This is a genomic window from Streptomyces sp., from assembly GCF_050698815.1.
Taxonomy (GTDB): domain Bacteria; phylum Actinomycetota; class Actinomycetes; order Streptomycetales; family Streptomycetaceae; genus Streptomyces.
The window spans coordinates 1-10324 of sequence record NZ_JBOHCV010000180.1; the positions used below are offsets into that span (position 1 = coordinate 1).

Sequence of the window (10324 nt, forward strand, 5' to 3'; positions counted from 1 at the left end):
GCCTCCGGCGCCGTGAGCGCCGCCGACGGTGGCGCCGCGGCGGGTCCGGTCCTCGTCCGTACGGGTGGGCGGAGCCGCCACGGAACGGGCCATTCCCGCGGCCACCGCTTCGTTGATCGTGGCGGCCAGCTCCTGGGCGAGGGGAAGTCCCTGGTCGGCGAGCATCGCCGCGAGCCCGCCCGCGTACCCCTGGCCGACCGCGCGCACCTTCCAGCCGCCCTGTCTGCGGTACAGCTCCAGCGCGACGACCGCGGACTCCGCGTCGAGTCCGGTCACCGCGTAGCGCGCGATGTCATCACCGCCGAGCTCCGTGACGGCGACGAACGGCGCGGCGAGAGCGCCGAAGTCCGCCGGACCGCCGACCCCGGTGGGCAGCGCGAGGAGCACGTTGACCCGGTGGACGTCCTCGGGGAGGGCGTCGAGATCCACGGCCAGCCGGTGGTCGGCCGCGGCCTGCCGGGAAACCTCAAGTCCGGGAAGGTGCGGTTCGGCGGGGTGGGCGATCCACCCGGCCTCCCGCATCCGGCCTTCGCCGTCGTTGAGTGTCGCCCCGGCGATGACCGGCTTGGCCGCCGACACCCGGATCTCCCAACGCGTCCCGGGCAACGGGCTGTTCTGCCCCCGCACCAGCTCGACCGTCATTCTCGCGCCCCCATCCCCGCGCCCATCGCCTGTCGGTGCCCGCCCACGTGCCGTTCCGGCCCCGCCCCCGCGGGTCAGAGGTGTGGCACCAACGCGGGCATCAGGTCCTGGAACGTACGGCCGTTGGCCGGGGAGCCCACCGCGGTCATCTGCCAGCCGCTGCCCAGCCGGTGCACCTTGGCCATGATCTGGGCGGTGTACTGACCGCCGCCGGTCAGCGTGTAGCGTGCCAGCTCCTGGCCGTTGGTCTCGTCGACCAGCCGGCAGAAGGCGTTCTCCACCTCGGCGAAGGTCTGTCCGGTGAAGGAGTTCACCGTGAAGACGATCTGGTCGATGTGCACCGGGACGCGCTGCAGGTCCACCACGATGGCCTCGTCGTCGCCACCCTGTCCGGCACCGCCGACCAGATTGTCACCGGTGTGCTTGACGGAGCCGTCGTCGCTCACCAGGTGCCGGAAGAAGACCACGTCCACCGGCTGCTTGTCGGCGAAGAGCACCGCCGAGGCGTCGAGGTCGATCTCCTTGCTGCGCTTACCGAACAGCCCGCGGCGCGGGGCGGCCTGCCAGCCGAGTCCCATCCGCACCGATGTAAGGGTGCCCCCGTCGCTCTTCTGCAGACTGATCGCCTGTCCCTTGGACAAGTTCACCGTCACGTGCGTTCCCCTCTCCACGTCCGCTGCCACCGTCACTTCCGACGGTCACTCGCCGCAGCCTACGCAGGGACCCGAACCGCTCGGCCCGGGCGACCGCCTTTGTGTCGCTGTTGCAACACTTCGCCCGGACGGCTTGCTCCTTGCCGCCCACCGGCTACTTCAGCCCCGCCTCTCTCATCTGCCGCAGCTCCTTCTTCAGTTCCCCCACCTCGTCGCGCAGCCGCGCCGCGACCTCGAACTGAAGCTCCGCGGCGGCGGCCCGCATCCGGTCGGTCATCTCCTCGATCATCCCGGCCAGTTCGCTCGCCGGACGGTCCGTGAGTTCCTCGGTGCCGCGGCCCTTCAGGCGCGCCGGCCTGGCCGGGGCGGGTGCCTTGCCCTTTCCGCTCCGGTCGCCCGCGGCACCCCGCTTCTCCTGGCGGTACCCGGAGCCGAGCAGCTGCTCGGTGTCGATGTCCTCCCGGGCGATGTCGGCCACGATGTCGCCGATCTTCTTGCGCAGCGGCTCCGGGTCCAGGCCGCGTTCCTTGTTGTAGGCGACCTGCTTCTCGCGGCGCCGGTTGGTCTCCTCGATGGCCTTCTCCATGGCCGGGGTGACCTTGTCGGCGTACATGTGCACCTGGCCGGAGACGTTCCGCGCCGCACGGCCGATCGTCTGGATCAGCGAGGTGCCCGAGCGCAGGAAGCCCTCCTTGTCGGCGTCGAGAATCGCCACGAGTGACACCTCGGGCAGGTCGAGTCCCTCGCGCAGCAGGTTGATCCCGACCAGTACGTCGAACTCTCCCGCGCGCAGTTCCCGCAGCAACTCCACGCGGCGCAGGGTGTCGACGTCGCTGTGCAGATAGCGGACCTGGATGCCCAGCTCGAGGAAGTAGTCGGTCAGGTCTTCCGCCATCTTCTTGGTCAGCGTCGTGACCAAGACACGTTCGTCCTTCTCCGTACGGGTACGGATCTCGTGCACCAGGTCGTCGATCTGGCCCTCCGTCGACTTGACCACGACCTGCGGGTCGACGAGCCCGGTCGGGCGGATCACCTGCTCCACGTAGCCGTCGCCGCGCGAGAGCTCATACGGCCCGGGTGTCGCCGACAGGTAGACGGTCTGGTCGATCCGCTCCACGAACTCCTCCCACTTCAACGGCCGGTTGTCGATCGCCGAGGGGAGCCGGAAGCCGTGGTCGACCAGGGTCCGCTTACGGGCCGCGTCCCCCTCGTACATCGCGCCGATCTGCGGAACCGTCTGGTGCGACTCGTCGATGACGAGCAGGAAGTCGTCCGGGAAGAAGTCGAGCAGTGTGTGCGGGGCGGTGCCCGGGTCACGGCCGTCGATGTGCCGGGAGTAGTTCTCGATCCCCGAGCAGGTGCCGATCTGGCGCATCATCTCGATGTCGTAGGTGGTCCGCATCCGCAGCCGCTGCGCCTCCAGCAGCTTGCCCTGCTTCTCCATCGACGCCAGCTGCTCCTCCAGTTCCGCCTCGATGCCGGTGATGGCCCGCTCCATCCGCTCCGGACCCGCCACGTAGTGCGAGGCGGGGAAGACGTAGAGCTCCTCGTCGTCCGAGATCACCTCGCCGGTGAGCGGGTGGAGGGTGGAGAGCGCCTCGATCTCGTCCCCGAACATCTCGATCCGGACGGCCAGTTCCTCGTAGACGGGGAAGATCTCGATCGTGTCGCCGCGCACCCGGAAGGTGCCGCGTGTGAACGCCATGTCGTTGCGTGTGTACTGCACTTCGACGAAGCGGCGCAGCAGCTGGTCCCTGTCGGTCTCCTGGCCGACCTTGAGCGGCACCATGCGGTCGACGTACTCCTGCGGCGTACCCAGGCCGTAGATGCAGGAGACGGAGGCGACGACGATCACGTCGCGCCGCGTCAGCAGCGAGTTCGTGGAACTGTGCCGCAGCCGCTCGACCTCCTCGTTGATGGAGGAGTCCTTCTCGATGTAGGTGTCCGTCTGCGGAACGTACGCCTCCGGCTGGAAGTAGTCGTAGTAGGAGACGAAGTACTCCACCGCGTTGTTCGGCAGCAGCTCGCGGAACTCGTTCGCCAGCTGGGCGGCCAGCGTCTTGTTCGGCGCCATCACCAGCGTCGGCCGCTGGAGCTTCTCGATCATCCACGCCGTCGTCGCGGACTTCCCGGTGCCCGTCGCGCCCAGCAGCACGACGTCCTTCTCGCCCCCGCCGACGCGCTGCGCGAGCTCACTGATCGCCGTGGGCTGGTCACCGCTGGGCGTATAGGGACTGACAACCTCGAAGGGCGCCACGGTGCGTTCGATCTGGGTATGGGGCCGCATGCAGACCACCGTACGACTCGCCACCGACAACGGCTCCGAACGGCGGAACCGGGCGGCGGACACCACCGGCGCACAGCATTCACACTGCCGCCGCCCCCGGCTTGCTTCTGTGTATCCCGCAACGGGAAGACTCTTACCGACAGTGTTCGATCGAACGCGAGGAGTCCCCTATGCCGATGCGCTCTGCCGTAGCCGCCGCTACCGGCTTGCTGCTGGGAATGTCCGCGCTCGCCCTCACCGCGGCCCCGGCCCACGCGGCCTCCCAGCAGGGCTTGACCCGCAGCACACCCATCACGATCGCACACAGAGGAGCCTCCGGATACGCACCGGAGAACACCCTCGCCGCGGTCAACACGGCCGACAAGCTCGGCTTCGAGTGGGTCGAGAACGACGTACAGCGCACCAAGGACGGCGAACTCGTCGTCATCCACGACACGACTCTCACCCGTACGACCGACGTCGAACAAGTTTTCCCGGACCGGTCGCCGTGGAACGTCAGAGACTTCACGGCCAAGGAGATCGCCCGGCTGGACGCCGGTGGCTGGTTCAGCGACGCCTACGCGGGTGAGAAAGTCCCCACCCTCGATCGGTACATGAAGAACCTCGACAGAACCGGCCAGCGACTGCTGCTGGAGCTGAAGTCCCCGGAGCTGTATCCGGGCATCGAGGCCCAGACGCTCAAGGAGCTCGGCGCCCAGGGCTGGACGGACCGCAAACACCTGCAGAGCCGGCTCATCATCCAGGCCTTCAACGCCGACACGATCAAGACGACGCACACGCTCAATCCGACCGTGAAAACGGGATTCCTCGGCAACCCGAAAGTGTCGGATCTGAAGTCGTACGCGCAGTTCACCGACCAGATCAACCCGTCCTACAGGGCGGTGACCAAGGACTACGTCGACGCCGTGCACGCACTGAAGGGACCGCAGGGCAAACAGATGGAAGTCTTCACCTGGACGGTGAACGACGGGTCCACGGCACGCACCGTGGACGCGGCCGGGGTGGACGGGATCATCACCAACTTCCCCGACGTGGTGCGGGAGGCCACTCGGAACTGATTGTCAGCGGGCATGTCTAGGGTGCCCGCATGACTGAACCGCCGGCGAGCGCAGCAGCCCGTACCCCCACCCGTGCCCGCTCCTGCACCTGGACACTGCAGGACACTGGGCTACCGGGCGGACCCCTGCTGCTCGCCGCGACCGACCAGGGCCTCGTCAACGTCGTCTTCCACGCCGGCGGGCAGACCACGGACCGGGCCCTCGCCCAGCTGACCGCCCGCCTGGGCTCCGCCCCCGTCCATACGGACGCCGCCGGTACGGATGTCCTCAGCACCGCCACCGCCGAGCTCGCCTCCTACTTCCGTGGAGAGCTGCGCACCTTCACCGTCCCGCTGGACTGGTCGCTGTCCGGCGGCTTCAACGAGCGGGTGCTGCGTGAGCTGTTCGCCTCCGTCCCCTTCGGCACGAACGTCGGCTACCAGGATCTCGCCGAACGCGTGGGCGAGCCCGGCGCCGCCCGTGCGGTGGGCATGGCGATGGGGTCGAACCCGTTGCCGGTCGTCGTCCCCTGCCACCGGGTGGTCGAGAGCGGCGGCGGGCTGGGCGGCTTCGGCGGCGGCACGGAGACCAAGCGGGCGCTGCTCGCCCTGGAAGGGCTGCTTCCGGAACCGCTCTTCTGACCGTCACACGAATTCCCGTAGGCGCTGTCAGCCGCCGCTGGCAGACTGCCGGACGTGACCGACACGAACAACGCCGCCGACACCCCTGACACAGGCGCCGACCGCACCGCAGCCTCCGGCCTCTCCGGCAACGTCGAACTCCCCGGCGGCGCCAGCCTCACCGCCGTCCGCCGCCGCACCACGGCCGTACTGGTCACCAGCCAGATGCTCGGCGGCCTCGGTGTCGCGACCGCCGCCGCGCTCGCCGCCCTGCTGGCCATGGAGATCAGCGGTTCCGAAGCGCTGTCAGGGCTCGCTTCGACCTCGTCGGTCATCGGGACCGCACTGCTCTCGCTCCCGCTCGCGTCGCTGATAGCCGCGCGGGGGCGCCGGGCCGGTCTCACCCTCGCCTATCTCATCGCCGCAGTCGGCGGCACGGTCGTCGTCATCGCGGCCGTGCTCGGAAACTACCCGCTTCTGCTGCTGGGCATGACGGCCTTCGGCGCGGGAAGCTCCGCAAGCCTCCAGGCCCGGTTCGCCGTCGCCGACCTGGCCGAGCCGGGACAGCGTGCCCGCGCCATCTCCACCGTCATCTGGGCATCCACCGTCGGCGCCGTCCTCGGCCCGAACATCGCCGCCCCCGCCGGCCGCACCGTCACCGGCCTGGGCATACCGGCGACCGCGGGAGCGTTCGTATGGAGCACCGCGGTCTTCCTCGTGACCGCGGTGCTGGTGCAGCTGCTGCTGCGCCCGGACCCGCTGCTCACGGCCCGCGCCCTGGCCGCCGCGGGGGCGGGAGAGGCGGCAGGGCCGGGCGGCGCGGCGCATGACGCCGCAGCGCACGAGGACGGCCACGCCCCGCGCGCGAAACGGTCCGCCCGTGAGGACCGTTCACTGCGTGCCGGTTTCGCTGCCGTCACCGCCTCACCGCGCGCGCGGCTCGCCCTCGTCACCATCGCGGTCTCACACACCACCATGGTCTCGATCATGGTCATGACGCCCGTCGACCTCGGTCACCACGGCGCCGGAATTCAGCTGATCGGCCTGGTCATCAGCGCCCATATCCTGGGCATGTTCGTCCTCTCCCCCGTCATGGGCCGGCTCGCCGACCGCTTCGGACGGCTCGGCGTCATCCTCCTCGCCGTCGCCCTGCTCTCCTGCGCGGCGGCGCTCGCCGGTACGGCGAACGGCAGCCACGTCCAGTCCGCGGTGGGCCTCTTCCTGCTCGGACTCGGCTGGTCGGCAGGACTGGTATCGGGCTCGGCGCTGCTGACCGACTCGGTGTCGCTGCCCGCCCGCGCCGCGGTTCAGGGTCTCTCCGACCTCACCATGAACACCGCGGCGGGCGCCGGCGGCGCCCTCGCCGGACTGGTCGTCTCACAGGCCGGATACGGCTGGCTCAACGCACTGGCAGCGGCCCTGCTGCTCCCGGTCGCGGCCCTGACCCTGCTCGTCCTGTCCCGGAGCGGGAAGAGCACGTCCGTCAGCGCGGAAACAGCTGGAACGTGACGCATTCCCGGCCACCGAAGCGCTCCGCACCCATCCCCACCACCCACTCCACGAAGGAACGGGCGTAGGACTCCACGGGCTCGTCGCTCAGTGCGGAGATGTACGCGCGGTGCTCGGCCAGCGACGCGACAGCCAGCCGCACCGCCTCCTCTCCCACCGGCACGGCGTGCGTCGGCTCCGGCGACCCCGCCACGCAGACCCACCGCACACCGCCCCACGGCTCGACGTCCCCCGCCGCGAGCTGCTCGGGGAAGATCCAGCGGTTCCCGGCATCACCGACGGCGTCCAGCACGGCGCGGCCGACGGCCCGGTGGTCGGGGGTGTTCCAGGCGTTGCGGCCCCAGGTATCCCCGCCGTTGAGGGTGATCACCAGCTCCGGCCGCGCCTTCCGTACCGCCGCGGCGATGTCCCTGCGCAGCGGCACCCCCTCCTCGATCACGCCGTCCCGGTGATCGAGGAAGTCCACCGACGTGACGCCCACCAGCCCGGCGCTCGCGCGCTGTTCGGCCTCCCGCACCCGCGCGCACTCGCCCGGCTCCAGGGTGTCGATACCGGCCTCGCCGCGGGTGGCCAGCAGATAGCCGATCTGCTTCCCGGCCGCGGCCCATTCGGCGACGGCCGCCGCCGCACCGTACTCCAGGTCGTCGGGGTGTGCGACGACCGCCAGCGCGCGCTGCCAGTCGTCCGGCATCGTTTCCAGCTGCTCAGTGCTCATGACCATGGCCTTCCCCCTCGGCCCGGCCGGCTCGCGTCTGCCGGGACGTTTCACCACGCCGCGTCGCTCACCGCCAGCCGTAGACCTGCTGGAGGCGGTGCACGACCCGGTTGAACCTCGCCCGGTCCAACGCGCACGCCTCCCGCCGCATGCCCTCCGGATGTATCCGCAGCACCCGGCCCGTCCCCACCCAGGAGTCCCGGCCGCTGCGGTCCCAGGGCCCGGCGCCCAGGGGCAGCCACTCGGCCTGCCCGTCCCGCTCCCGCGACGTCAACTGGACGCCGAGCAGCGTCCCTTGCTCTTCCCGGGCCACGACCAGCACGGGCCGGTCCTTGCCCCGGCCGTCGCTCTCCTCGTACGGGACCCACGTCCACACGATCTCGCCGGGGTCCGGGTCGCCGTCCGGGTCCGGCGCGTACGCCGTCCGTACCCGTCCCACCCGTGCCGGCTCCACTTCCACGGTCGTCGCGTATCCGCTGCTGCCCGGCAGCCCGGCGGAGCGGTCGGCGTCATCCCTCGCATCACTCATACGGGCGAACCTATCTCCAGGCCGGTGAGATGCTTCCTGCCGGGCGGACGACGAAGTGGAGTGGCCGGATGGGGCAGGTGCTGGTGGTGCAGAACACGCCGGACGGCGGTCCGCGCCGGTTCGGGACGTGGCTGCGCCGGTACGGACTCTCGCTGGACGTCGTCCACGCCTACGCCGGGGACCCGCTGCCCGCACGGCTCACGCGCCATCAGGCCCTCGTCGTCCTCGGCGGCGGGTACATGCCGGACGCCGACGACCGCGCCGCGTGGCTCGCCCCGACCCGCGCCCTGGCGGGCGAGGCGCTGGAGACGGGCGTGCCGGTCTTCGGCATCTGCCTCGGCGCACAGCTGCTCGCGCATGTCGCCGGCGGCACGGTCCGCGCGGAGCACGGCAGGCCCGAGGCGGGCAGCACCGCGCTGACTCTTCGCCCCGAGACGGACGACGACGCACTCTTCCACGGGCTGCCCGCCCACGTCACCGCGATCGAGCACCGCGTCGACGCGATCACCGACCTTCCCCCGGACGCGCACTGGCTGGTGCGGAGCGAACGCTGCCCGGTCCAGGCCTTCCGCGTCGGAGAGTCGGCGTGGGGCGTCCAGTTCCACCCGGAGGCGACGGCCCAGGTCATCCACGGCTGGGACCCTCAGCACCTCCGCGAACAGGGCTTCGACCACGAGGAGTTGATCCGCGCGGCGGAGCGCGACGAACCGGCCTCGACCGAGGTCTGGAGCGAACTGACCCGCCGCTTCGCGGCGGTGGTGACGGCCGGTACCGCCGGCTGACGCCGCCCATGACGCACAGCGGCAGGCCGTCCGCGGGGCCTCCGCGTACCGACGCCATCAATCCCCGTCGCCGGTCTCCAATGCCGCGACGCAGTCGGCGAGCGACTCCGTCAGACCTCCCGTCTGATCGCTTCGACTGCCACACCCCGTTCCTGCCCCGCCTCGGCACCGCAGGCCGCGCGCCCGGAATGTCCGGAACGTATGCTTGACCGCGGCGCATGTTCCCCGACGTCGACCGGGCTGACCCACCGGAGGTGCTCCAGCGATGACCCGTAAGCGCGTGATCGTCTCCGGCGACGTGCAGGGCGTCTTCTTCCGCGACAGCTGCCGGACCACGGCCACCACCCGGGGGGTGAGCGGCTGGGTGCGCAACCTCCCCGACCGCAGGGTCGAAGCCGTCTTCGAAGGCGATGCGGGCGCCGTGGACCACCTCGTCGGGTGGGCGCACGAGGGCCCGCCGGCGGCCAGCGTGGACCGGGTACAGGTGTACGAGGAGCAGCCGCAGGGCATCGACGGCTTCGAGGTCCTCCCGACCCCCTCCCCGCACTCGAACCGGTGACCACCCGGTGACCACTCCCGGCCCGGGGCTCCGCGTCAGCTTCGCCGAGGAGCTGCACCTCTTCCTCACCGCCCGCCACCGCCGCGCCGACGCCCTCCACGTGCCCCACGACGAGACCTCGACCCTGGGCCACGTCATCCAGTCGCTCGGCGTACCGCTGACAGAGGTGGGTGAACTCGTCGTCGACGGGCACCGGGCCGCCCCCTCGTACCGGCCGCGCGACGGCGAGAGCGCACACGTCCCCGCGGTCCAACGGCCCCAGCTCCTCCCCTCGTCGGAGCCGCCGCACTTCGTCCTCGACGTCCACCTGGGCGCTTTGGCACGACGGCTCCGCCTGGTCGGCCTCGACACCGCCTACGGCAACGACATGTCCGACGACGCGCTGCTGAGGCAGGCCAACGCCGAACGCGGGGTGCTGCTCACCCAGGACCGCGGGCTGCTGCAACGGGGATCGCTGTGGCTCGGCGCGTACGTACGCGGCGCCCACCCCGACGCCCAACTCCTCGACGTCCTGGACCGGTTCGCCCCGTCGCTGTCCCCCTGGACGCGCTGCCTGGCCTGCAACGGAGCGCTGTCGCCGGTGGCCAAGTCCGACATCGCCACCCTGCTCCGCCCCGGCACCCGCCGCACCTACGACACCTTCATGCGCTGCGATTCCTGCGCCCGCCTCTACTGGCGGGGCGCGCACAGCGCCAAGCTGGAGGCGACGGTGCGGGCGGCCCGGACAGCGGTACGGGAACGCACGCTTTCCTGAACCGGTGACGAGACCCGACCGGAGTCGGCGGGCCCGTCAGTGTGCGGGTGCGGGGGCGGGCGCCAGTCGGACCAGGGTTGCGAAATGGCAATGACTTTCCCGACTTCGGTCGGAACCATCCCCTGTGAGGCGGGTTTGCTGCACGATGCGGTGTGGCCGCGATACGGGCGGCCTTGACTCTCCACAACGGGAGCTCACAGATGAAGAGACGCGTCATAGCCGGTTACAGCACCGCAG

Annotated in this window: 11 protein-coding genes; 6 read left to right on the top strand and 5 right to left on the bottom strand. The window is 70.7% G+C overall.

The features are described from left to right. The 3 genes from ACRDP3_RS06700 to uvrB form a co-directional block, all read right to left on the bottom strand. Positions 1 to 642, bottom strand: a 642-nt coding sequence (locus tag ACRDP3_RS06700) for a TerD family protein (protein ID WP_431515901.1), incomplete at its 3' end; no start/stop codon positions are given. Between the two features lie 74 nt (positions 643 to 716). Beyond that, positions 717 to 1295, bottom strand: a complete 579-nt coding sequence (locus ACRDP3_RS06705) for a TerD family protein (RefSeq protein ID WP_431515902.1) — start codon at positions 1293 to 1295, stop codon at positions 717 to 719. Positions 1296 to 1449: 154 nt separating this feature from the next. Then, entirely contained in the window at positions 1450 to 3582 is a 2133-nt protein-coding gene (gene uvrB, locus ACRDP3_RS06710) for an excinuclease ABC subunit UvrB (RefSeq protein WP_431515903.1), read from the bottom strand. Positions 3583 to 3752: 170 nt separating this feature from the next. On the opposite strand from uvrB, the gene ACRDP3_RS06715 reads away from it, so the two are divergent. From ACRDP3_RS06715 to ACRDP3_RS06725, 3 genes are all read left to right on the top strand, one after another. Further along, positions 3753 to 4640 carry a glycerophosphodiester phosphodiesterase gene (locus ACRDP3_RS06715; RefSeq protein ID WP_431515904.1) on the top strand — a complete coding sequence of 296 codons (888 nt, stop codon included), beginning with the start codon at positions 3753 to 3755 and terminating at the stop codon, positions 4638 to 4640. A gap of 29 nt (positions 4641 to 4669) precedes the next feature. Beyond that, positions 4670 to 5260 (top strand): methylated-DNA--[protein]-cysteine S-methyltransferase, encoded by a 591-nt coding sequence (locus ACRDP3_RS06720; protein WP_431515905.1) that lies wholly within the window; start codon positions 4670 to 4672, stop codon positions 5258 to 5260. Between the two features lie 204 nt (positions 5261 to 5464). Continuing rightward, positions 5465 to 6748: an MFS transporter gene (locus ACRDP3_RS06725; RefSeq protein ID WP_431515911.1), complete on the top strand. Its 1284-nt coding sequence runs from the start codon at positions 5465 to 5467 to the stop codon at positions 6746 to 6748. Here ACRDP3_RS06725 and ACRDP3_RS06730 read toward each other — a convergent pair. Both ACRDP3_RS06730 and ACRDP3_RS06735 read right to left on the bottom strand, forming a co-directional pair. Beyond that, positions 6723 to 7463, bottom strand: coding sequence for a PIG-L deacetylase family protein (locus ACRDP3_RS06730; RefSeq protein WP_431515906.1), 741 nt, complete (start codon positions 7461 to 7463; stop codon positions 6723 to 6725). The genes ACRDP3_RS06725 and ACRDP3_RS06730 overlap by 26 nt on opposite strands. Positions 7464 to 7530: 67 nt before the next feature. Next, positions 7531 to 7992, bottom strand: coding sequence for a type II toxin-antitoxin system PemK/MazF family toxin (locus tag ACRDP3_RS06735; protein WP_431515907.1), 462 nt, complete (start codon positions 7990 to 7992; stop codon positions 7531 to 7533). Between the two features lie 68 nt (positions 7993 to 8060). On the opposite strand from ACRDP3_RS06735, the gene ACRDP3_RS06740 reads away from it, so the two are divergent. The 3 genes from ACRDP3_RS06740 (at position 8061) to ACRDP3_RS06750 (ending at position 10087) form a co-directional block, all read left to right on the top strand. Further along, complete coding sequence (locus tag ACRDP3_RS06740; protein WP_431515908.1) at positions 8061 to 8774, top strand: type 1 glutamine amidotransferase; 714 nt, start codon at positions 8061 to 8063, stop codon at positions 8772 to 8774. Between the two features lie 265 nt (positions 8775 to 9039). Further along, entirely contained in the window at positions 9040 to 9333 is a 294-nt protein-coding gene (locus ACRDP3_RS06745; RefSeq protein ID WP_431515909.1) for an acylphosphatase, read from the top strand. Between the two features lie 7 nt (positions 9334 to 9340). Next, positions 9341 to 10087 (top strand): Mut7-C RNAse domain-containing protein, encoded by a 747-nt coding sequence (locus ACRDP3_RS06750; protein WP_431515910.1) that lies wholly within the window; start codon positions 9341 to 9343, stop codon positions 10085 to 10087. Positions 10088 to 10324: the final 237 nt, after the last annotated feature.

Coding starts and splice junctions, on each gene's coding strand:
- ACRDP3_RS06740 (WP_431515908.1), top strand. CDS start 8,061: ATGGGGCAGGTGCTGGTGGTGCAGAACACGCCGGACGGCGGTCCGCGC.
- uvrB (WP_431515903.1), bottom strand. CDS start 3,582: ATGCGGCCCCATACCCAGATCGAACGCACCGTGGCGCCCTTCGAGGTT.
- ACRDP3_RS06725 (WP_431515911.1), top strand. CDS start 5,465: ATGCTCGGCGGCCTCGGTGTCGCGACCGCCGCCGCGCTCGCCGCCCTG.
- ACRDP3_RS06720 (WP_431515905.1), top strand. CDS start 4,670: ATGACTGAACCGCCGGCGAGCGCAGCAGCCCGTACCCCCACCCGTGCC.
- ACRDP3_RS06730 (WP_431515906.1), bottom strand. CDS start 7,463: ATGAGCACTGAGCAGCTGGAAACGATGCCGGACGACTGGCAGCGCGCG.
- ACRDP3_RS06715 (WP_431515904.1), top strand. CDS start 3,753: ATGCCGATGCGCTCTGCCGTAGCCGCCGCTACCGGCTTGCTGCTGGGA.
- ACRDP3_RS06745 (WP_431515909.1), top strand. CDS start 9,040: ATGACCCGTAAGCGCGTGATCGTCTCCGGCGACGTGCAGGGCGTCTTC.
- ACRDP3_RS06735 (WP_431515907.1), bottom strand. CDS start 7,992: ATGAGTGATGCGAGGGATGACGCCGACCGCTCCGCCGGGCTGCCGGGC.